The following is a 21,688-nucleotide window of genomic DNA, read 5'->3' as shown; positions in this document are numbered from 1 at the left end:
GCCCGCTTGCTGGTTCTTCTGGTGGCGTTCGCGGTCTTGCCGCTGGCGCTGCCGTGGCTGATGGGCAGGCTCGGACCGCGCGGCTTCTTAGTCGCCGCGCTCGTGCCGATCATCGCGTTCGTGTACACCGCGCTGCAGACGCCGCGGGTCGTCTCGGGCGAGGTGCTCACCGAGTCGTACGCCTGGATCCCGTCGCTCGGGCTCTCGCTGTCGATGCGCATGGACACGCTCGGCTGGCTGATGGCGCTCATCGTCACCGGCGTCGGCGCGCTCGTCATGATCTACTGCCGCTGGTACTTCGCCGACACGACGAAGGATGCCGACGCCAAGAGCTCCAAGGGCGCCAAGAGTTCCCAGGGCACCGCCGGCGCCACGGCCACCGCGGGCAGCGCGCGGAAGAAGCGGGTCAAGCCCGGCGTCGGCATGTTCGCCGCGAGCCTGCTCGCCTTCGCGGGCGCCATGTACGGCCTCGTCCTCACCGACGACCTCATCGTGCTCGTGATGTTCTGGGAGATCACGAGCATCCTGTCCTACCTGCTCATCGGCTTCTACCACGCGCGTGGCGCGAGCCGCCGAGCCGCCCTGCAGGCGCTCCTGGTGACGACGCTCGGCGGGCTCGCGATGTTCGTCGGCGCGGTCATCCTCGTCGTGCAGGCCGGCACGACGAGCCTGTCGGAGATCCTCGCCGCGTACACGGCCGCCGGGTCGGCGCTCGCCGGCAGCGCCCTGATCAACACGGCGATCGTGCTGCTGCTCGTGGGCGCGCTGAGCAAGTCGGCCATCTTCCCGTTCCACTTCTGGCTGCCGGGCGCGATGGCCGCGCCCACCCCGGTCAGCGCTTACCTGCACGCGGCGGCGATGGTCAAGGCGGGCATCTATCTGATCGCCCGCCTCGCGCCGGCCTTCGCGCACAGCGAGCCCTGGCGGCCGATGGTGATCGGCCTGGGCCTGTTCACGATGCTCCTCGGCGGGCTGCAGGCGCTGCGCGAATCCGACCTCAAGCGCATCCTCGCCTTCGGCACGGTCAGCCAGCTCGGCATGCTCACCGTCGTGCTCGGCTACGGGGAGCGCAACTCCGCGCTCGCCGGCCTCGCCCTGCTCGTCGGACACGCGCTGTTCAAGTCGGCGCTGTTCCTCGTCGTCGGCGTGATCGACCGGCAGCTGTCCACCCGTGACATCGGCGAGCTCTCCGGCGTCGGCAGACAGGCGCCCACCCTCGCGATCGCCTCGATGGTCGCGGTCGGCTCGATGGTCGGGCTCGCCCCCACGGTCGGCTTCGTCGCGAAGGAGGCGGTGCTCGCCTCGCTCATCGAGGGGGGTTCGCGACCGGATGCCGTGATCCCGCTCATCGGCATCGTGCTGGGGTCGGTGCTGACCACCGCCTACGGTCTGCGTTTCATCTGGGGAGCGTTCTGGACCAAGCGCGACGCGTCGGGCGAGAAGATGCCGCAGACGCGGTGGCCCGATCCGCCGATGGGGTTCATCGCCTCTCCGGTCATGCTGTCCGCCCTCACGCTCATCGCGGGCTTCGCCGCCCCGCTGCTCGATGTGGCCTTCTCGGGCTACGCCGACACGCTGCCGAGCGCGGGCGGTGAGGGGCATCCGTACCACCTCGCGCTCTGGCACGGGTGGGAGCCGGCGCTCTTCCTCTCGCTCGCGAGCATCGCTCTCGGCGCGGGCCTGTTCTGGGTCGCGCAGCGCACGCGCCGCGTGCCGCGCCGCCTTCTGCCGTTCACCGCGGCCGACGTCTACAACGGCACGCTGCGCGGCATCGCGCGCGTCGCCGTCTTGACGACGACGCTCACGCAGCGCGGATCGCTGCCCGTCTATGTCGGCACGATCTTCGTCGTGTTCGTCGCGGCCGAGGGCACGGCGCTGCTCGCCAGCCCGGAGTGGCGCGTGTCGTTCGACCTGTGGCAGACGCCCATGCAGCTCATGGCGGCGCCCATCATGATCATCGCGGGCCTCGTCGCCGTGCGCGCGCAGAAGCGGTACACAGGGGTCGTGCTCGTCTCGGTCACGGGGCTCGGCATGGTGGCCCTGTTTGCGACGAGCGGCGCGCCCGACCTGGCGCTCACGCAGATTCTCGTCGAGACGGTGACGCTCGTGACGTTCGCGCTCGTGCTGCGGCGCATTCCGGCGCGTATGGGCGAGCACAACGCGTCGGTGTGGCCGGTGGCCCGCATGGTGCTCGCCGTCGCGGTCGGCGCGACGATGGCGATGGTGGCGCTCGTCGCGGCCGGCGCACGCGTGGCCGAACCCATCTCGACCGCCTTCCCCGACCTCGCCTATAACCTCGGCCACGGCAAGAACGTCGTGAATGTCGCCCTCGTCGACCTGCGCGGGTGGGACACGATGGGCGAGCTGTCGGTGCTCATCCTCGCCGCCACCGGTGTCGCCTCGCTCGTGTTCGTGACGCACCGCTCCGATCTGATCTCGCAGTCGATCTCGGCGCTCCCCACCGGGGCGACCCGCACCCGCCGCCCCCTCGTCGAGACCTCCGAAGGCCTGCGCGCACGCACCGCCGGGTCGAGCAGCACGAGGCAGGCATGGCTCGTCGGCGGTCAGCGCATGCGACCCGAGAACCGCTCGATCATGCTCGAGGTGATCGTGCGCGTGCTCTTCCACACGATCATCGTCGTGTCGATCTACCTGCTCTTCGCGGGCCACAACCTGCCCGGCGGCGGTTTCGCGGGCGGCCTCGTCGCCGGCATGGCCCTCGTCATGCGTTACATCGCCGGCGGGCGCTACGAGCTGGGCGCCGCGGCGCCGACGGATGCCGGGCGCTTGCTCGGCGCCGGAATGACGCTCGCCATCGCGTGCGCCGTCGTGCCGCTGCTGTTCGGTGCGGCGCCGCTCACGAGCTGGTTCTGGGAGGCCGACCTGCCCGTCATCGGGCACGTCGAGTTCGTCACGTCGACCCTGTTCGACATCGGTGTGTACCTCGTGGTCATCGGGCTCGTGCTCGACGTGCTGCGCTCGCTCGGCGGCGAGGTCGACCGGCAGACGCAGGCGCTCCGCCAGGCCCAGCCGCCGGCCGCCGGTCAGGCACCCGAAGCGGTGCAGGGCGCCCACGGGATGCCGGGGGTGAGCGCGTCGTGACCGTCTCCCTCGTGCTCGTCATCATCATGGGCGTGTTCTTCGCCGCCGGCGTCTACGCGATGCTCGAGCGCAGCCTCACCCGCGTGCTGATCGGATTCCTGCTGCTCGGCAACGCCGCGAACCTGTTCCTGCTGATCGTGATGGGCCGGCCGGGCGTCGCCCCGTTCTACGGCGCCGCCGATCCCGAAGACATGAGCGACCCGCTCCCGCAGGCCCTCACCCTCACCGCCATCGTCATCACCTTCGCCGTCTCGGCGTTCCTCCTCGCCCTCATCTACCGCTCGTGGCAGCTCGGCCAGGCCGACACGGTGCACGACGACGAGGTCGACCTCGCCGTCCGCTCCCGCACCGAGGACGACGAGGAGCAGATGGACGATGAGACCTCGATCGAGGACGAGGACGACGACGCCACCACCGACTTCATCGGAACGGATACCGCCCCCATCACCGTGCTGCGCCACCGCGACGTCGACGGCATCCGCGACGACGCCCCCACCGACCGCCGAGCTGAGGACCGCGACGGGGGTGACGCCCGATGAGCGCGCTCGTCCCCCTGCTCGTCACGTTGCCGCTGCTCGGTGCGGGCGTCGCGCTGATCTTCGGCCGCCGCCGCCGGGTGCAGGTCGGCGTCTCGATCGTGACGCTCACGCTCGTCATGGTGATCGCGGCCGTGCTACTGTACGCCGTCGACTCGTCGGGGCAGGCGATCGCGGTGTCGGTGGGCGGCTGGCCGATCCCGTTCGGCATCGTGCTCTACGTCGACCGGCTCGCGGCGCTCCTCGTCGTGATCTCGGCGATCGTGCTGCTCGGCGTCCTCCTCTTCTCGGTCGGCCAGGGCGCCGCCGACGGCGACGACGACACCCCCGTCACGATCTTCCACCCGACCTACCTGATCCTCGCGGCGGGCATCTTCAACGCGTTCATCGCGGGCGACCTGTTCAACCTCTACGTCGGGTTCGAGATCCTCCTCGTCGCCTCGTACGTGCTGATCACGCTCGGATCGACCGAGTCGCGCATCCGCACCGGCGTCGTCTACATCGTCGTCTCGCTGGTGTCATCCATCCTCTTCCTCGCCGCGATCGCCGCGATCTACGGGGCACTGGGCACGGTGAACATCGCGCAGCTCGCCGAACGGATGACCCAGCTGCCGCAGTCGACGCAGCTGGTGCTGCACCTCATGCTGCTGCTCGCGTTCAGCATCAAGGCGGCGGTCTTCCCGCTGTCGTTCTGGCTGCCGGACTCGTATCCGACCGCGCCGGCGCCGGTGACGGCGGTGTTCGCGGGCCTGCTGACCAAGGTCGGCGTCTACGCGATGATCCGCACCGAGACGCAGATCTTCCGCGACAACGACGTGAACACGCTGCTGCTCATCGTGGCGCTCGCGACGATGATCGTCGGCGTGCTCGGCGCGCTCGCGCAGGCCGAGCTCAAACGGATCCTGTCGTTCACGCTCGTCAGCCACGTCGGCTATCTCGTGTTCGGCCTCGGCATCGCGACCCCGCTCGCCCTCGGCGCCACGATCTACTACATGGTGCACCACATCATCGTGCAGACGACGCTGTTCCTCGCGGTGGGGCTCATCGAGCGCCGCGCCGGGTCGACGTCGATCCTCAAGGTCAAGGGGCTGATGCGCGCGGCGCCGGTGATCGCGGTGCTCTACTTCATCCCGGCGATCAACCTCGGGGGCATCCCGCCGTTCTCGGGCTTCATCGGCAAGTTCGCGCTGTTCGACGCCGCCGCCGAGGTGGGCACGCCGCTCATGTACGTGCTGATCGTGGGCGGCGTGGTGACGTCGCTGCTGACGCTCTACACGCTCATGCGCGCGTGGAACCTCGCGTTCTGGCGCGAGGACGACGACCACGCGGAGGAGCCCGCCGTCGTGGAGCGCATCTCGTACCTCAGCGACGCGCCGGCCGCCGACGAGCAGGGCGACCGGCGGGTCATCCCCCGCATCATGACCGCCACGACCGCCGGCATGGTCGCGGTCACGATCGCGCTGACCGTGTTCGCCGGGCCGCTGTACCGGCTCTGCGCGAGCATCGGCGACGCGCTGCTGACGCCCGTGACCCTCGTGCAGCTCGACCAGGAGGCGCAGCCATGAGCCCGGTCACCTCGATCGCGGGCGCCGTGTGGCGTCAGCTGCCGTTCTTCGTGTGGCTCATCGCCCTGTGGATGCTGCTGTGGGGCCAGTTCACGGTGCTCGCTGCTCTCACCGGGCTCATCGTCGCGGTGTTCGTCACGCGGATCTTCCGGCTGCCGCCGGTGGAGCTGTCGGGCCGGGTCAACCTCTGGTACGGCTTCCTCTTCATCGTCACCTTTTTCGGCGCCCTGGTGCGCGGTTCGCTCCTCGTGGCGTGGCAGACCCTCGACCTGCGGCACTACCCGGGAACGGCGATCATCGCGGTGCCGCTGCGCACCGACGACGACCTGATCCTCGCCCACGTGGGCGTCACGGCGTCGCTCATCCCCGGATCGCTCATCATCGACATCGATCGCGACCGGCGGATCCTGTACCTCCACGTGCTGAGGGTGTCCTCCGCCGTCGACGTCGAGAAGCAGCGGCGCGCGGTGCAGGTCTGGGAGGCGCGGATCGTCCGCGCCGTCGGATCGCGCGCGCAGCTGGCGGCGATCCGCGGCGTCGATCCCCGCCTGCCGCGCGGAGAGGGGGCGGCGTCTTGAACGGTGTGCTGATCGTCGTCATCTACGTGGTGTTCGCCGTCGCGGCGCTGCTGACGCTGTGGCGGATCATCGTCGGCCCGTCGATCCTCGACCGCGCCGTGGCATCCGATGTGCTGCTCACCCTCGTGATGTGCACGCTCGGCGCCGACATGGTGATCAACCACCACACCCGCTCGCTGCCGGCGCTGCTCATCATCGCGGCGGTCGGCGTGTTCGGCTCGATCGCGATCGCCCGTTTCGTGGCGAGAAGGGACAACACCGACCAATGAACGAGATCCTCTACACCGTCGCGCTCGTCCTCGTGCTGATCGGCGGGCTGCTGTGCATCACGGCGGCGATCGGCCTGCTGCGCTTCCACGACGTGCCCACCCGCCTGCACGCGGCGACGAAGCCGCAGGTGCTCGGGCTCATCCTCATCTGCATCGCGATCGCGCTGGCGCTGCGGTCATGGCCCGTGGTCGCCTTCCTCGTGCCGATCGTGCTGATCCAGCTGGCGTCCGCGCCCCTGTCGGCGCACATGGTCGGTCGCCAGGCGTATCGCAACGGCACGATCGACGAGCGCTCGCTCTACGTCGACGAGCTCGCCGAGACCCGCGGCACCCCGCCCGCCGCCGGCGGCTAAGCCGGGCGCGGCCGACGCTGGGCGGCCCGGGGGATCAGGGGGCGACGGACGGGGTGCGGCGGATGCCGAACTCGCGCTGCAGCACGCTGCGGGCGGCGAACCAGCCCGACTGGCCGTGGACGCCGGGACCGGGCACGGTCGAGGCGCCGGTGAGGTAGACGCCCGGCATCGGAGTGCGCCACGGATCGAGGCTCAGCACGGGCCGCGCGAGCAGCTGCCCGAGCGTCGCGGCGCCCGCGGCGATGTCGCCGCCGACGTAGTTCGGGTTGTACTCGGCCAGCTCGGCGGCGGTGCGCGCACGACTCGCCACGATGAGGTCGCGGAAGCCCGGCGCGTGCTGCTCGATCGCCCGGGTGACGGCCTCGGTCTGATCGAGGGTCGACCCGGTCGGCACGTGCGTGTACGTCCAGAGCGCGTGCCCACCCGCGGGGGCGCGGCTCGCGTCGAACACCGAGGGCTGCGAGACGAGCACATACGGGGATGCCGCGTGCCGCCCGGCCAGGACGTCGCGCTCGGCGGCGGCGATCTGCTCGCGCGTGCCGCCGATGTGCACCGTGCCGGCGCGCGCGATGCGCTCGTCGGACCACGGCACCGGACCGGACAGCGCGAACTGCACCGTCGAGGCGCCGCTGCCGTAACGGAATCGCTCGAGGCGTCGCCGGTAGCGCCCGGGCATCCGCCCTCCGGCGAGTCGGATGAGCGCGCGCGGGGTGACATCGAGCACGGTCGCGCGCGCGGTGAGCTCGTCGAGCGAACCCACCTCGTGATCCGTGACGATCTCGCCGCCGTGGGCGAGGAGGTCGGCGGTGAGGGCGTCCGAGATCGCCTGCGATCCGCCGATCGGGATCGGCCAGCCGCCGGCGTGGGCGTGCGTCTGCAGGGCGAGCCCCGCCGCCGCGGCGACCGGGCTCGGCTGCGGCACGATCGCGTGCGCCGCGACGCCCGTGATCATCGCCGGGGCGACGCGGCCGTGGAAGCCCGCGTTCCAGAGCGGCCCGCCCTGCGCGAGCGTGCGCAGACCGAACCGGGCCTCGACGACCGGATGAGGCGGCACGCGCAGCAGCGACGAGCCGGTGAACCGGGCGATCTCGCGCGCGTGCGCGGCGAGGGGTTCGAGCAGGCGTCGGTAGGCGGGGCCGTCGGCGCCGAGCGCGTCGACCGTGCGGTCGAGATCGCGGTAGGCGATGCCCGAGCCGCCGACCGCGGCGGGGAGGGGATGGGCGAACGAGACCTCGGGGGTGACGAACTCGACGCGCGATGCGAGCCCGAACGCGCGGAAGAACGGGGATGCCAGGGCCAGCGGATGCACCGCCGAGCACGAGTCGTGCCAGAAGCCGGGCGCCACGGCCTCGCGCGTGCTCGCCCCGCCTCCGATCCGCGCCATCCGCTCGTACACGCGCACCGAGAGCCCCGCCCGCGCGAGGGTCACGGCCGCCGCGAGCCCGTTCGGCCCGGAGCCGACGATCTCGACGTCGGTCATGCGGCGGGGCCCTCACCCGACGCCGCCGCGGCGGCATCCGTGGCGGCGGCGACGTCTGCCGCGGCTTCGGCGTCGGGCGTGCCCTCGGCCGGATCCGGCACCGTCGTGCGCGCCGAGTGCTCCCCGGCCTCGCGCTCGCGCCGTCGGCCCTCGCTGAGGAAGGCGAGGCGCCGCAGCGTCTCCTCGTTGCGCAGGTGCAGCATCGGCGCCCACACGAACCGCGGCAACTTCGCCGCGGTGCCCGCGACGGGTTCCTCGCCCAGCCGCACGACGCATCCGGTGCCGCGGGGCTTCACCTCGATGACCACGACCCCGCGGCCGAGCGGTCCCGCCTTCGCGCGCAGCTTCATCCGGTGCGGCGGCGACCACTCCACGATCTGGGTGTCGTCGTCCAGCAGGATCGGCCACCCGCCCAGCGAATGGTGGATGTGCGCGCCCTCGGCCGGCCACTCCGGATCGACGTCGCGCATGCGCGCGGCACCCACCACCCAGACCGGATAGAGCCAGCCGTCGCCGAGCACGGCGAACACGTCGTCAGGGGTGCAGTCGAACAGTCTCACGCTGGCGGTCGCCATGGGGCCTCCTCGGGTGGGGCGGTCCCTCTCGATGCTACGGGGCGGACCCGGAATCCGAGCGGGGGTTGACGCGGCCGCGCGGGGCGTCAGTCTCCCGGTGTCAGCACGAGCGTGTCGACCGCGGATGCCTCGACGCGCTCGCGCGTGAACAGCCACGGCGTCTGGCGGCCGTGCTGCCACGCGTCGAACTGGTCGTCGTAGTTCGGGTGGAAGGCGTGACCGCTCGTGCCGGTGAGGTGGTTCCACCGCGACGCGTCGAGATCGGAGAGGTCGATCGTCATGCGCATGGAGGGCACGGTCGTCGTCGCGAACGAGCCGCTGCCGAGCATCCACCCGGTCGCATCGACGACGGAGGCGCCGCCGCCGACGGGGAACGGCCCGCGGTTGAACAGGGCCTCGATCGGCGCGATGCCGCTCTTGCCGAACGTGCCGCTGGTGAGGGTGATCGCGTGCAGCGAGCCCCAGTTCCAGGCATCCGGGTCGTCGCCCTGCAGCGCGACGAGCCGCGCGGACGCGTCGGTCGCGGCCCGTTCGAGCATCTCGCGTTGACCGTCGACGCCGATCGTGTCGTTGGTCCACCAGTCCGAGTCGGGCTCGTCGAGCAGCCGGTCGACGACGACGAACAGCCGGCTCTGCCCCGACAGGACGACCGGGTGCGCACGCCGGGCGAACAGGTCGGAGGCGAGCTCGTCCCACAGCACGTTCGCGAAGGCGGCGGCCGACGAGTCGGCCCCGTTCTGGGCATCCCACCCGGCGAGCAGGTCGAGGCCCCGCTGGGCCTTCTCGTCCGGCAGGGTGATGTCGGCGTAGGCGCCGATCAGGCGCTTGCCCATCCAGAACTCCTGATCGGCCTGGATCGCGGTCATGTCGTCGGCGGTGAGCGGGCCGCGTGCGGCGGCACGCTCGATCAGGTCGACGATGCGCGCCGCCCGCCAGCCGTAGTCCCAGTCGGAGCCGAGGAAGTACGGATAGTCGGTGCCGATCACGGCGTTGTTCGCGGTGACGATGTAGCCCTCGTCGGGGTTGTAGACGACGGGCAGTTCGGTGAAGGGGATGAAGCCCCGCCAGTCGTACGCCGAGTCCCAGCCGGGCTGGGGCATGGTGCCGTCGCCGGCGCCGCGGATCGGCAGCCTGCCCGGCGCCTGGTAGCCGATGTTGCCCGCGCGGTCGGCGTAGACGAGGTTCTGCGCCGGCACGTCGAAGAGGCTCGCCGCGGCGCGGAACTGCGTGAAATCGGTCGCCGTGTTCAGCGCGAAGATGGCGGCGGCGGTCGTGCCCGCGTCGAGCGCGGTCCAGCGCAGCGACACCGCGTACTCGCCCGGCGGCACGGTGGTCTCGGTGGCGCCAGCGGTCGCGTCGGCACTGTCCGCGCCGCCGGTGGTGGATGCCTCGTCGTCGAGGGTTCGCACGTCGTCGGTCGACCCGGTGGCGGGGTCGTCCGCGATCGCGGTGAAGTCGTCGGTGAGGCCCGACACGATCGGGCCGTGCACCGTCGAGCGCACCTCGAGGCTGACGTCGTCGCCGCCCGCGACGTGGAACGTCTCGGTGCGGGTCTCGAGCGGGACGAGGGCGCCGTCGCGCCAGTACTGGTCGCCGTCGACGCGCTCGAGGTAGAGGTCGGTGACGTCGGCGGTGAGGTTCGTGAACCCCCAGGCGATCTCGGCGTTGTGCCCGATGACGACGCCCGGCACACCCGAGAACCCGAACCCGGCGACGTCGAACGCGCACGCGTCGTTCACGGTGCGGCAGCGCAGCCCGATCTGGTGCCACACGCTCGGGAGGGATGCCCCGAGGTGCGGGTCGTTGCTGAGGAGCGGCAGTCCGCTCTCGGTGAGAGCGCCCGAGACCACCCACGAGTTCGATCCGACGCCTTCGCCGACATCGCCGAGCAGGGCGGTGGCGGCCTCGACGACCGAGCCGACCTCGGTCCACGACACGCCGACGCCTTCGGAGCCAGGGGCGCCGGACGTGGCGGCGCCCGCCGTGACGGCACCGGCGGCGGCCGTGGCATCCATTCCGGCCACCGCGGGCGGATCGGCGGTGATCGTCGGCACGATCACGGGGTGATCGGCGTACGGGTAGGCGGGGTAGAGGTCGGCGATCTGCGCGGGCGTGAGGTGGGACGCGAGAAGGGCCCGGTCGGTCTCCTCCTCGATGTTGCTGCGGAGATCCCACGCCATCGCCTTGAGCCAGGCGACCGAATCGGCCGGCGACCAGAGCTCGATCTCGTAGTCGCCGTTCTGCAGTCCCAGCACGGCGTACTCGAGCGAGACGGCGGCGCCGTCATGGTCGGCGAGGTACGCGTTCACCCCGTCGGCGTAGGCCTCGTAGTAGCCGCGGGTGGTGTCGTCGAGGGCGGCGACCTCCTGCTCGGCGACGTGGCGCCAGCCGAGCGTCCGCAGGAACTGGTCGGTCGGCAGCTGCGAGGCGCCGAAGAGCTCGGCGAGCCGGCCGCTCGTCACGTGACGGCGGAAGTCCATCTCCCAGAACCGGTCCTGGGCCTGCACGTACCCCTGCGCGTAGAAGAGGTCGTGGGTCGAGTCGGCCTCGATCGTCGGGATGCCGAGGTCGTCGCGGTACACCGAGACGTCCGTCTCGAGGCCGGGCGCGGTGACGGTGCCGTCCAACTGGGGGAACGAGCGCTGGATCGTCCAGACGACGAAACCGGCCGCGATCAGGGCGATGACGGTGAGCCCCGCGACCACCGAGTAGGCGATGATGCCGATGCGGCGGCCGATCCGGCGCCGCCGCGTGGGCGCGTGCTCGGAGTCTGCGGGGTGCGCGATCGTGCGGTTCGCGCCGGTGAGGGAGGGGAGATCAGACATCGTCGTCGCAGCGCTTTCCAGGCGGGGTCCGGGAGGCGGCAGGGCTTCGCGGCGCTGCGGGTTTCGGGGCCCGATGCGCCGGCACGGTCCGCGCCCCCCAGGAGAACAGACCGTCCTGGCATCCTATGCGCACCCCTCGCTGCTGGTGGGCACGGGTGCGCGCGGCGCTTTAGCTCTCGCCGAGGATCTCCGGGTGCGCGTCGAGCAGGGCGACCTGCTCCTGCCACGACAGCCCGACGATGCTGAGCACGACCCGCACGACCGCCGCGTCGGCGTGCGCGGTGGTCAGCCGCAGCTCGCGGAGGGTCGCGCGGGCGGTCTCCTCGATGAGGAATGCCAGCAGTTCCGGCGGCACGTCGCCGCGGAACGCGCCGGAGGCGACGCCCTCCCGGGTCAGTTCGCGCACCCGCCGGCGCAGCGGCGCGAGCGAGCGCACCGTCTGGGCCACGTGCGCGTCGTCGAGCGCGATGTTCGCCGAGGCGCGCACGGCGGATGCCTCGCGCCACAGCTGCGCCGCCATGTGCGCGAGCGCGACCCGCGGGTCGGGGTCGTCGGTGGCCTCGGCGATCGTGTTGAAGCGCCCGGCGCCGATTGCGATCACCTCGCGAAGGAGGCTCTCCCGATCGGAGAAGTGGCCGTACAGCGCCCGGCGCGAGAGCCCCGCCGACTGCGCGATCGCGTCGAGCGAGGCGTGCGGGTCGCGCGCGAGCACCGTCTGCGCCGCGGCGAGGAGGGCCGCCCGGTTCGCCGTCGCGTCGCGGCGACGCCCGGGTGCGGTGGAGATGGTTCGGGCCATGGCATCCCTCACATGAGCTTCGTCGAGGCCATCGCGTCCACGAGCCCGCGGTTGAACGAGACGAGCGGTCGCCGCAGCACGAGCCCGAGCAGCAGCGTCGGCACGAGGAAGGTGAGGAGGAGCCCGATCGAGATCCAGAAGTCGGCGCCGTACGTGCCCGCGATCGCCGAGCGCATCGCCGAGATCGCGTGCGTCGCCGGCAGGAACGGGCTGACGTTCTGGAACCACGCCGGCAGCAGCTGCAGCGGATACGCACCTCCCGATCCGGAGATCTGGATCACGAGCAGCAGCACCGCGAGCGCCTTGCCGGCATTGCCGAACGCGACGACGAACGTGTAGATGATGAGCGTGAACACGAGCGAGGTCACCCACCCCGCCAGAAGCAGCAGGAACGGATGCGCGGGCTCGATCCGCACGAACAGGATCAGACCCAGGATCACGAGGGTCGACTGCGCGAGCCCGGTCACGGCGAAGATGCCGTACCGGCCGAGGTACTTCTGCGTCGACGACAGCTCGGGCTCGTCGGGCAGCGCGTCGCGGCTCACGTCGACGCGGATCGCGACGGTCATGAGGAGCGCCCCGACCCAGAGGGCCAGCACGATGTACAGCGGCGCCATGCCCGCGCCGAAGCTCACCACGGGGAACACCTCGACCCGGTCGACGCGCACCGGCTCGGCGAGCGAGGTGGCCAGCACGCTCGGGTCCGACCCGATGATCTCGCTGAGCCCGGCGAGGTCGCCGGTCTTCGCCGCGTTCGCGATCGCCTGCTGCACGGCGTCGAACTTCGCCGCGGCGTCGGTGAGGGCCGTGCTGAGCCGCCCCGTCACCTGCTCGGCGCCCTGCAGCGCGCCGACGATCGAATCGGATGCCCCGGAGAGCCCCGACGCCGCCTGCGCGAGGTCGCCGCGCACCGCCGAGATGTCGTCGTCGATGACGGAGAGGGTGTCGCCCAAGGCATCCAGCTGCGGCTTCAGGGTGCCCGTGTACGAGTCCTCCGCCTGCGCGATCGCCTGCTGCGCCTGCGCGATGAGGTCCTTCACCTTCTGATGGGATGCCTGGGCGTCGGCGTTCCCCGCGGTGATGTCGGCCGCGGCCTGTGCGAGCGAGTCGTGCACGGCCTGCTGGCGGGCGATCGCACGGTCGAGCTGGGCGACCACGTCGTCGAGCGCCGGCTGCGCCGCCGGGGGCAGCTGCGGCCGCACGTCGTCGACGAGCGTCGTGCGGAGAGCGGCCGCGTCGTCGATCTGCTTCTGCACCCGCGCGGCGATGGTGGTGAGCACGTCGGCCTGGCTGCCCGTGAGGTTGCCGACCTGCGTGTAGAGGTCGTCGACGCTCGTCCCGACGGCGGCGTATCCCTGCGCCGTCGTGCGGAGGGCGTCGGCGACCGCGCCCGTCGCCGACTGCAGCGTCTCGCCCAGCTGCCGGGCGGCGCCCGCGCCGCTGCCCGCGGCGTCGGAGGCGTCGCCGAACGCGTCGCCCGCGCCCGAGACGAGAGCCGAGGCGCTCTGCGCGAGCGGGATCGTGCCCTGGACGAGCGTCTGGAACATGTCGGCGGTCTGCGCGCCGGCGCGCAGCTGTGTCGCGAGCGACCCGACGCGGGCTTCGACGCGGGCGAGCGCCGCCTGGGTGTCGGCGTCGGTCAGGTAGTCCGACAGTGAGGAGATGAGGCTCAGAGCGACATCGCTGAGCGTTTCGGTGAACACCGAGCTGATCTGCGCCGAGACCCCCTCGGCGCCCTGGCCGGTGATCTTCGGGGCGAGGGCGTTCTTCTTCTCGTTGGTGTAATAGGCCAGCTCGGTGCGCTGGGCGCCGTCGGCGTAGAACGTCAGCATGTCGGCGCTGAACGTGGGCGGCAGCACGATCGCCGCGTAGTACCGGCCCGACTTGGTGCCGTCGATCGCGTCGTCCTCCGAGGTGATCACCCAGTTGAGCTGATCGTTCGCGCGCAACTGCGAGAGCACCTGCTCGCCGATGTTCACGCGGATCGGCACGAGGTCGCTCTGGTACCCCTCGTCGGTCGAGGCGACCGCGACGGTGAGGTTCTTCGTGTTGCCGAACGGGTCCCAGCTGGCGAGCACGTTGAACCACGTGAACAGCGACGGGATCACCACGAGCCCGAACATCACGATGATCGCCATGACGTTCATCACCGAGTGCCGCAGGTCGCGGCGGATCAGATGCAGGATGCCTCTCATGCCTGCTCGCCTCCTTCGCGCCGGGTCTCGGGGGTGTCGGTGGGTTCGTCGGTGTGGGTGGGGTCGGCGGTTTCGGTGGTGGGCTCCGTCGTCGCGACGGCGTCCGCGCCGGCTTCGGCCGGGCTGAACAGGCGGGTGAGCACGTCGCCGTCCGGCTCGTCGGACTGCGCGGACGCGTCGGACTCGGCGGACTCGCTCGTCTCAGAGACATCCGTCGCGGGGGCATCCGTCTCCGGGGCATCCACAGCGGAGGCATCCACCTCTGCGGTGTCCACCACCGTCGCCGTGCCGGTCGCCACGCCGTCGTCGCGCATCGCGCGGCGCAGCTCCGCGTCGCCCATGCCGGCGAGCTCGGCGGCGGCCTCGAAGCTGTGGCTCACGTATTCGAGCACGACGAGGAAGGCGATGACGATGAGGCACCACAGCATCCAGAGGAACAGGAGCGTCGCGCTCTGCTCGTGCAGGAGCCAGGCGATGAGGCCGAGCACGACCATGCCCGCGAGGCCCGCCAGCAGGGCGATCCGCAGGAGGGTCGGGTAGCGCTCGACGAACGGTCGTGAGCGGCGGTCGAGCCGGTTGCGGAACTCGCCGCGGTCGGCGAGGGCGTGGATCACGTCGGTGAGGCGGTAGCCGCGGCCGACGACCTGCACGTCCTCACCGATGAGGAGATCTGTCGCGATCACCTCGCGGTTGAAGAGACGGTTGAGGTATGCCAGGCGACGGCGCAGCACGAGACCCACGATCCAGGCCAGCACCACGAAGATGGCGAGCGCGCCCATGAAGCGCCACCAGTGTGCCCCGTAGAAGCCGGCGATCGTCTCGCGCATCGCGTCGATGCCGTACGTGAACGGCAGGAACGGGTAGATGTTGCGGAAGAACTGCGGCATCAGCTCGATCGGATAGAGCCCCGAGGCGCCCGGGATCTGCATGATCACGAGCAGCACGCACAGGCCCCGCCCGACATGGCCGAACGCCACGCACAGCGCGTAGATGATGCTGACGTAGGCGAGCGAGATGAGGATGCCCGTGCCGACGAACGCGACCGCGCTCGCCGTCTGCACGCCGATGATGAGGTCGCCGACGCACACGACGATCGCCTGCAGCACCCCGAGCGAGGCGAACAGCAGGAAGCGCCCGACATAGGCCTCGCCGACGCGGATCGGGGCGACGCCCTCGGTGTCGACCTCGACCTTGAAGATGACCATCATCACGAACGCGCCGATCCACAGCGAGAGGTTCGTGAAGAGGGCCGCCATCGCCGACCCGTACGAGGAGACCGGGAACACGGCGTGCTCGGCGACGTCGACCGGGGTCGCGATGAACTGAGCGATCTGCTGCGGGTCGAGGCCGGTGACGGTGCCGAGGGTGTTCCACGCCGAGGCCGAGCCGAGGGCGAGCACGTCGGTGCGGGCATCGCCGAGCCCGGTTTGGATCCCCCCGAGAGTGCCGTCGAGGCTGTCGAGCGCCGCCCCGGTGGCGACGAGCTGGGTGTCGAGTCCCGCCAGGAGCGTGCCGGCCTGGGTGAGCTGCGCGCGCTGCGCGTCGATCGCGGCCGAGAATCCGCCGGCGCTCGTCGACAGCGTCGCCATCGCGCTCGTGAGCGCGGGGATCGACTGGGTGAGCGCGTCGCGCAGGCCGGTCGCCGAGGCCTGCGCGCCCTGGACGGCCGTGTTCACGGCATCCGCCGTCTTCTGCACGGCCTGCACCGCCGAGGCGGTGTCGTCGTTCATCGCCTTCAGGTCGGCGAGGAGCTGCTGGTCGGCCTGGTTCTGCTGCTCGAGGGCCGTCAGCACCTGCTGCAGCTGCTGGGCGATGGCGGGGTCGAGTCCGCCCTGATCGAGGAGCGTCTGCAGCTGCGCGATCGCCGCCGCGTTGGCGTCGGCGACGGCGGTGACGTCGTCGATCGCGGTGTCGATGCGGGCCGAGGCCTGACCGAGGGTCTGCGTGACCTGGGTGACCGAGATGTGCGCCTGCGCCGAGGCGTCCGCCAGCAGCGTCGCGCCCTGCACGTAGGCGGAGGTGGCGGCGTCGGTGAACGAGAGCACGTCGCGCTGCGCCTGCGCGATGATCGTCTGCGCCTGGCCGAGCGCGGTCTGCACGTCGCCGAGGGTGGTGTCGACGTCGGACAGGGTCGACTGCGCACCCCTCAGCGAACCGCGCGAGCGTTCGAGCCCGCCCTTCATGTCGGTGATGCTCTGGCGGGCCGAGGCGACCTGGGCGGAGGTCTGGTCGAACGCGTTCAGGCCGTCGTTCTTGGCGTTCAGCAGCTTCAGCTGCACGTCGTCGCCGGTATCCTTCAGCTCGGTCGTCGCCGCCTCGGCGACCTGCTCGATGAACGCGCTGCTGATCTTGTCGTTCACGCCCGCGGCGCCGACGTCGGTGATCTTCGGGGCGATCGCGCTGGCCTTCTCGTTGACGTAGTAGGTCAGCGCGGGCTGGGTGAAGGTGCCCGTCGTGATGCTGAGCAGGTCGGAGCTGAAGCTTCGCGGAATGATGATCGCGGCGTAGACCTCGCCCGAGCGCACCGCCTCGCGGGCTTCGTCCTCGCCCATGAACTGCCAGCCGAGCTGGTGGTCGTCATGCAGCTGGTCGACGACCTGCGCGCCGACGTCGATGGGGCCGGTCAGGTCGGAGCGGGCGCCCTCGTCGAGGTTGACGACCGCGACGCCGATGTTGCCGGTGTTGGCGTAAGGATCCCAGAACGCGGTGATGTTGAACCAGGCGTAGAGCGCCGGGGTGAGCAGCACGCCGAGCACGATGACCCACGTCCGGCGCGCGCGGAAGATCCGCGTGACATCACGCCGGAAGACCCTCACACTCTTTCGCACGCGTCCATCGTACAACCAGTTTGCACACCGGTGTGCAAGTTCTTGGGTGGCGGGGGTTGATTGGGGCTGGCGTGTCCCGGGTGGGCGGGCGCGGGGGCAGGGGTCGCGGGGCGCTGCCGTGCACAATGCAGGAGATTCGCGCACGCCGGTGCGCGGGTGCCGCGTCTTTCCGGGGTCACCGCCGCGGCGCGCGTCCGGATCTCCTGCATTGCGCACGCACGTGTCGGCGCACGCCGCGCGCGGAGGGTCGCGGCGCGGCCGACTGGGTCGCGGCGCGGGCGGTTGGGCGCGGCGCGGGTCGAGTGGGTCGCGGTGTGAGGGGGCTGAGGCCGGGCCCGGCCGGTCAGTCGGCGCCGAAGTCGTACATCGCCGACTCGGACGCCGCCTCGACGGCGTCGGCCAGCGCTTCGGACTCGGCGTCCTGCCCCTCGGCCGACGAGATGATCTCGCCCGCCTCGCCCGCCGTCACGCGGCCGACGAGCTCGCCGGTCGCGCCGCCGATGAGGCCGAGACCTGCGTACTGCTCGAGGCGCGAGCGCGAGTCGGCGATGTCGAGGTTGCGCATCGTGAGCTGCCCGATGCGGTCGGTCGGGCCGAAGGCGGCGTCGCCGACGCGTTCCATCGAGAGTTTCTCGGGCGCGTAGGAGAGGTTCGGCGCGGTCGTGTCGAGGATCGTCCAGTCGTCGCCGCGGCGCAGGCGCAGGGTGACGGTGCCGGTGATCGTCGACCCGACCCACTTCTGGATCGACTCGCGCAGCATGAGCGATTGCGGCTCGAGCCAGCGACCCTCGTACATGAGGCGGCCGAGCCGGCGACCCTGCTCGTGGTAGGTCGCGAGGGTGTCTTCGTTGAGGATGCCGTTGACGAGGCGCTCGTACGCGATGAACAGCAGCGCCATGCCGGGCGCCTCGTAGATGCCGCGCGATTTCGCCTCGATGATGCGGTTCTCGATCTGGTCGCTCATGCCGAGGCCGTGGCGGCCGCCGATGCGGTTCGCCTCGAAGACGAGCTCCACCGGGTCGTCGAAGCGCACGCCGTTGAGCGCGACCGGGCGGCCCGCCTCGAACTCGACCGTCACGTCTTCGGTGGCAATCTCTACCGTCGGGTCCCAGTACTTCACACCCATGATCGGGTCGACGGTCTCGAGCGAGACATCCAGGTGCTCGAGCGTTTTCGCCTCGTGCGTGGCGCCCCAGATGTTGGCGTCCGTCGAGTAGGCCTTCTCGGCCGAGTCGCGGTAGGGGAAGCCGTGCGCGACGAGCCACTCGCTCATCTCCTGGCGGCCGCCGAGCTCGGTGACGAAGTCGGCGTCGAGCCACGGCTTGTAGATGCGCAGGGCCGGGTTCGCGAGCAGGCCGTAGCGGTAGAACCGCTCGATGTCGTTGCCCTTGTAGGTCGACCCGTCGCCCCAGATGTCGACGCCGTCATCCTTCATGGCGCGCACGAGCAGGGTGCCGGTCACGGCGCGGCCGAGTGGCGTCGTGTTGAAGTACGTCTTGCCGCCGGAGCGGATGTGGAACGCGCCGCACTGCAGCGCGACGAAGCCCTCCTCGACGAGCGCCGTCTTGCAGTCGACGAGCCGCGCGACCTCGGCGCCGTACTCGAGCGCGCGGCCGGGGATCGCGGCGATGTCGGTCTCGTCCGGCTGGCCGAGGTCGCCCGTGTAGGTGCAGGGCACGGCGCCCTTGTCGCGCATCCACGCGACGGCGACCGAGGTGTCAAGACCTCCGGAGAAGGCGATGCCGACGCGCTCGCCGACGGGCAGGGACTGGAGGACCTTCGACATGGTCTCGATTGTAGTGAGCGCATGGAGAGGGCGTTCGAACCGGGGGAGGGGTGCGCAACCCACCCGCCGCCGCCGGGGGGCCCGCTCGATAGGATGGGGTGCACCGGCATTTCGGTGCGACCGTCCGACAAGCGGGGGAGAAGGCCCATGCCAGGCATCGTGATCGTCGGCGTCCAGTGGGGCGATGAGGGCAAGGGCAAGGCGACCGACCTGCTCGGCGAACGCACCGACTGGGTCGTCAAGTTCAACGGCGGCAACAACGCCGGGCACACGGTCGTCATCGGCGACGAGAAGTACGCCCTGCACCTGCTCCCCTCCGGCATCCTCAGCCCCGGCGTCAACGCCGTCATCGGCAACGGCGTCGTCGTCGACCTCGAGGTGCTCTTCGGCGAGCTCGAGGCGCTGAACGCCCGCGGCGTCGACACCTCGCGCCTGCGCATCAGCGCCAACGCGCACGTGATCACCCAGTACCACCGCACGCTCGACAAGGTCACCGAGCGCTTCCTCGGCAAGCGCATGATCGGCACGACCGGGCGAGGCATCGGCCCGACCTACGCCGACAAGATCAACCGCGTCGGCATCCGCATCCAAGACCTCTTCGACGAGAACATCCTGCGCCAGAAGGTCGAGGGCGCGCTCGACCAGAAGAACCACCTGCTCGTGAAGGTCTTCAACCGCCGCGCGATCACGGTCGACGAGATCGTCGACGACCTGCTGTCGTACGTCGACCGCCTCCGCCCGATGGTGTGCGACACGGGACTGCTGCTGAATCAGGCGCTGGATGCCGGCGACGTCGTCGTCTTCGAGGGCGGGCAGGCCACGATGCTCGACGTCGATCACGGTACTTACCCGTTCGTCACGTCGTCGTCGGCGACCGCCGGCGGCGCCTCGACCGGTGCCGGGGTCGGTCCGAACCGCCTCGACCGCATCGTCGGCATCGTCAAGGCGTACACGACCCGCGTCGGGTCGGGCCCGTTCCCGACCGAGCTGTTCGACGAGCAGGGCGAATGGCTGCGCAAGCGCGGCTTCGAGTTCGGCACGACGACGGGGCGCCCGCGCCGCGTCGGCTGGTACGACGCCCCCGTCACGCGCTACGCGACGCGCGTCAACGGCATCACCGACCTCGTGCTGACCAAGCTCGACATCCTCACGGGTCTCGACCAGATCCCCGTGTGCGTCGCGTACGACGTCGACGGAGAGCGCTTCGACGAGGTGCCGGTCAACCAGAGCGACTTCCACCATGCGACGCCGATCCTCGAATACTTCCCGGGCTGGCAGGACGACATCTCCGAAGCCCGCGCGTTCGAGGACCTGCCGCTCGAGGCGCAGGAGTACGTCCTCGCCCTCGAGGCGATGAGCGGCACGCGCGTCTCGGTCATCGGTGTCGGTCCCGCGCGCGACGCGGTGATCGTCCGCCACGATCTCGTCGACTGACCCGAGGCGACATGCGGTTCTGGGTCGGCGGCTACACCGCGGATGCCGAGGGCACAGCCACAGGCATCGGCGTGCTGCACGCGGGAGCGGTCGACAGCCCGCTCGCCGGGGGCGACCTCGCGTTCCGCGGGGTGGCGGCATCCGCCCCGTCACCGTCATGGATCGCCGCGCATCCGACGCTCGACGTGCTCTACGCCGCGCAGGAGTTCGCCGGCACCGTGCGCGCGTTCGTGCGCACGGGCGAGGAGACCTACGCGCCGCACGGCGCGGCGGTGGATGCCGGTGACGCGGTCTGCCACGTCGCCGTCGCTCCCGACGGCTCGTCGCTCGTCGCCACCTGCTGGGGCGACGGGAGGGTCGTGCAGTACCCCGTGAGTGCGGACGGGCGCATCGGTGGGCCGCGCATCGCCGCTGCGGCAGACGACCCCACCACCGACAACAGCGAGGACGCGGACAGCGCGACGCAGAACCAGCTGGCCGAGCTCTCGGCGCTCGCCGAGATGACGGGGTTCACGGCGCTCGGCGACCTGCCGCTGTTCGGCGCCGAGGCTCAGTCTGACGTCACGCGCGCCGTCGGCGCGGACGGCAAGGACGAGACCGGGCCGGCGACACCGGCGCCCGCGCGCGTGTCGCGTGCGCACCAGACGCGCTTCCTGCCCGGAGGCGTCGTCGTCACGACCGATCTCGGCTTCGACCTCGTTCGGTTCTGGACCTCCGGCCCGACCGGGCTGCGCCTGACGCAAGAGGTCACGCTGCCGCGCGGGAGCGGGCCGCGGCACACGGTGTGGCATCCGAGCGGGCACCTGTACGTGGTCACGGAGCTCTCGCTCGAGGTGTTCGTACTCGCCCGCGACGCGGCTGCGCGCGCGGGGGAGGGCTGGCGGATCGTCGGCGGTACCTCGCTCGGCGCCGGCACGGCACCCGGGTCCGACTTCGCCGCCGAGATCGCGCTCACGCGCGACGCCGCATATGTCGTCATCGGCATACGCGGCAGCAATACGCTCGCGACCGTCCGCGTCCGCGACGGCGGCCGCGCCCTCGCCGCCGTCGCCCTTGCGGAATCCGGCGTCGACTGGCCGCGGCATCACGTCGTCGAGCGCGACACGGTGCTCGTCGCCGGGCAGCTCTCGAACGAGATCGTGAGTCTCACGCTCGATGAGCGCACCGGCGCGATAGGACGCGTGCGCCGGCGCGTCGAGGCACCGTCCCCCACCCGCCTGCTCGCGGCCCACGGCTGAAGGGCCGCGCGCCCGCTCTCTCGCGGCCCGCTTCCCCGGGGTCTCCGCGCGCGCCCGTCTCCCCGCGCGCCCGCGCGATAGCAGGACCCCACGGCATCCGCGAATTTGCGTCGTACCACGGCCGCGTG

General features: G+C 71.2%; 15 protein-coding genes. 8 read left to right on the top strand and 7 right to left on the bottom strand.

Annotated features, from left to right (window positions below):
• Positions 1 to 6: 6 nt before the first annotated feature.
• Genes LOK55_RS11285 through mnhG form a run of 6 tightly spaced genes read left to right on the top strand, consistent with a single transcriptional unit; the run spans position 7 to position 6,403 of the window.
• The gene (locus LOK55_RS11285) at positions 7 to 3,102 is read left to right on the top strand and encodes a Na+/H+ antiporter subunit A (protein ID WP_229935443.1); all 3,096 of its coding nucleotides are present in this window, start codon (positions 7 to 9) and stop codon (positions 3,100 to 3,102) included.
• Complete coding sequence (locus tag LOK55_RS11280; RefSeq protein ID WP_229935442.1) at positions 3,099 to 3,641, top strand: Na(+)/H(+) antiporter subunit C; 543 nt, start codon at positions 3,099 to 3,101, stop codon at positions 3,639 to 3,641. The genes LOK55_RS11285 and LOK55_RS11280 overlap by 4 nt, the downstream gene beginning before the upstream one ends.
• Positions 3,638 to 5,203 carry a Na+/H+ antiporter subunit D gene (locus LOK55_RS11275; RefSeq protein WP_229935441.1) on the top strand — a complete coding sequence of 522 codons (1,566 nt, stop codon included), beginning with the start codon at positions 3,638 to 3,640 and terminating at the stop codon, positions 5,201 to 5,203. The genes LOK55_RS11280 and LOK55_RS11275 overlap by 4 nt, the downstream gene beginning before the upstream one ends.
• On the top strand, positions 5,200 to 5,781 hold the full coding sequence (locus LOK55_RS11270; protein ID WP_229935440.1) for a Na+/H+ antiporter subunit E: 582 nt from the start codon (positions 5,200 to 5,202) through the stop codon (positions 5,779 to 5,781). Before LOK55_RS11275 ends, LOK55_RS11270 begins: the two co-directional genes overlap by 4 nt.
• Positions 5,778 to 6,050 carry a monovalent cation/H+ antiporter complex subunit F gene (locus LOK55_RS11265; protein WP_229935439.1) on the top strand — a complete coding sequence of 91 codons (273 nt, stop codon included), beginning with the start codon at positions 5,778 to 5,780 and terminating at the stop codon, positions 6,048 to 6,050. Before LOK55_RS11270 ends, LOK55_RS11265 begins: the two co-directional genes overlap by 4 nt.
• Positions 6,047 to 6,403: a monovalent cation/H(+) antiporter subunit G gene (gene mnhG, locus LOK55_RS11260; protein WP_229935438.1), complete on the top strand. Its 357-nt coding sequence runs from the start codon at positions 6,047 to 6,049 to the stop codon at positions 6,401 to 6,403. The genes LOK55_RS11265 and mnhG overlap by 4 nt, the downstream gene beginning before the upstream one ends.
• A gap of 34 nt (positions 6,404 to 6,437) precedes the next feature.
• Here mnhG and LOK55_RS11255 read toward each other — a convergent pair whose 3' ends face one another.
• From LOK55_RS11255 to argG, 7 genes are all read right to left on the bottom strand, one after another.
• Positions 6,438 to 7,883: an NAD(P)/FAD-dependent oxidoreductase gene (locus LOK55_RS11255; RefSeq protein ID WP_141379324.1), complete on the bottom strand. Its 1,446-nt coding sequence runs from the start codon at positions 7,881 to 7,883 to the stop codon at positions 6,438 to 6,440.
• Positions 7,880 to 8,458 carry an SRPBCC family protein gene (locus LOK55_RS11250; RefSeq protein WP_229935437.1) on the bottom strand — a complete coding sequence of 193 codons (579 nt, stop codon included), beginning with the start codon at positions 8,456 to 8,458 and terminating at the stop codon, positions 7,880 to 7,882. Before LOK55_RS11250 ends, LOK55_RS11255 begins: the two co-directional genes overlap by 4 nt.
• Before the next feature lie 86 nt (positions 8,459 to 8,544).
• Positions 8,545 to 11,283, bottom strand: a complete 2,739-nt coding sequence (locus LOK55_RS11245) for a penicillin acylase family protein (RefSeq protein ID WP_229935436.1) — start codon at positions 11,281 to 11,283, stop codon at positions 8,545 to 8,547.
• Between the two features lie 169 nt (positions 11,284 to 11,452).
• Positions 11,453 to 12,079 carry a TetR/AcrR family transcriptional regulator gene (locus LOK55_RS11240; RefSeq protein ID WP_141379318.1) on the bottom strand — a complete coding sequence of 209 codons (627 nt, stop codon included), beginning with the start codon at positions 12,077 to 12,079 and terminating at the stop codon, positions 11,453 to 11,455.
• Between the two features lie 8 nt (positions 12,080 to 12,087).
• Positions 12,088 to 14,274: a YhgE/Pip domain-containing protein gene (locus LOK55_RS11235; protein ID WP_229935435.1), complete on the bottom strand. Its 2,187-nt coding sequence runs from the start codon at positions 14,272 to 14,274 to the stop codon at positions 12,088 to 12,090.
• Positions 14,271 to 17,102: a YhgE/Pip domain-containing protein gene (locus tag LOK55_RS11230; protein WP_229935434.1), complete on the bottom strand. Its 2,832-nt coding sequence runs from the start codon at positions 17,100 to 17,102 to the stop codon at positions 14,271 to 14,273. The genes LOK55_RS11235 and LOK55_RS11230 overlap by 4 nt, the downstream gene beginning before the upstream one ends.
• A 343-nt stretch (positions 17,103 to 17,445) precedes the next feature.
• Complete coding sequence (gene argG / locus LOK55_RS11225) at positions 17,446 to 18,888, bottom strand: argininosuccinate synthase (RefSeq protein WP_141380796.1); 1,443 nt, start codon at positions 18,886 to 18,888, stop codon at positions 17,446 to 17,448.
• 147 nt (positions 18,889 to 19,035) lie between these two features.
• On the opposite strand from argG, the gene LOK55_RS11220 reads away from it, so the two are divergent.
• Positions 19,036 to 20,322 (top strand): adenylosuccinate synthase, encoded by a 1,287-nt coding sequence (locus LOK55_RS11220; RefSeq protein ID WP_229935433.1) that lies wholly within the window; start codon positions 19,036 to 19,038, stop codon positions 20,320 to 20,322.
• Positions 20,323 to 20,333: 11 nt separating this feature from the next.
• Positions 20,334 to 21,560, top strand: coding sequence for a beta-propeller fold lactonase family protein (locus tag LOK55_RS11215; RefSeq protein ID WP_229935432.1), 1,227 nt, complete (start codon positions 20,334 to 20,336; stop codon positions 21,558 to 21,560).
• Positions 21,561 to 21,688: the final 128 nt, after the last annotated feature.

It is taken from the genome of Microbacterium sp. F2E, assembly GCF_020905435.1.
In the GTDB taxonomy this organism is placed as follows: Bacteria; Actinomycetota; Actinomycetes; order Actinomycetales; family Microbacteriaceae; genus Microbacterium; species Microbacterium lacticum.
This window is presented reverse-complemented; position numbering and strand designations above follow the sequence as displayed.

Excerpts from the sequence above, each read along its gene's own strand:
- LOK55_RS11275 (WP_229935441.1), top strand. The coding sequence starts at position 3,638 with ATGAGCGCGCTCGTCCCCCTGCTCGTCACGTTGCCGCTGCTCGGTGCG.
- LOK55_RS11270 (WP_229935440.1), top strand. The coding sequence starts at position 5,200 with ATGAGCCCGGTCACCTCGATCGCGGGCGCCGTGTGGCGTCAGCTGCCG.
- mnhG (WP_229935438.1), top strand. The coding sequence starts at position 6,047 with ATGAACGAGATCCTCTACACCGTCGCGCTCGTCCTCGTGCTGATCGGC.
- LOK55_RS11255 (WP_141379324.1), bottom strand. The coding sequence starts at position 7,883 with ATGACCGACGTCGAGATCGTCGGCTCCGGGCCGAACGGGCTCGCGGCG.
- LOK55_RS11250 (WP_229935437.1), bottom strand. The coding sequence starts at position 8,458 with ATGGCGACCGCCAGCGTGAGACTGTTCGACTGCACCCCTGACGACGTG.
- LOK55_RS11245 (WP_229935436.1), bottom strand. The coding sequence starts at position 11,283 with ATGTCTGATCTCCCCTCCCTCACCGGCGCGAACCGCACGATCGCGCAC.
- LOK55_RS11240 (WP_141379318.1), bottom strand. The coding sequence starts at position 12,079 with ATGGCCCGAACCATCTCCACCGCACCCGGGCGTCGCCGCGACGCGACG.
- LOK55_RS11235 (WP_229935435.1), bottom strand. The coding sequence starts at position 14,274 with ATGAGAGGCATCCTGCATCTGATCCGCCGCGACCTGCGGCACTCGGTG.
- argG (WP_141380796.1), bottom strand. The coding sequence starts at position 18,888 with ATGTCGAAGGTCCTCCAGTCCCTGCCCGTCGGCGAGCGCGTCGGCATC.
- LOK55_RS11220 (WP_229935433.1), top strand. The coding sequence starts at position 19,036 with ATGCCAGGCATCGTGATCGTCGGCGTCCAGTGGGGCGATGAGGGCAAG.
- LOK55_RS11215 (WP_229935432.1), top strand. The coding sequence starts at position 20,334 with ATGCGGTTCTGGGTCGGCGGCTACACCGCGGATGCCGAGGGCACAGCC.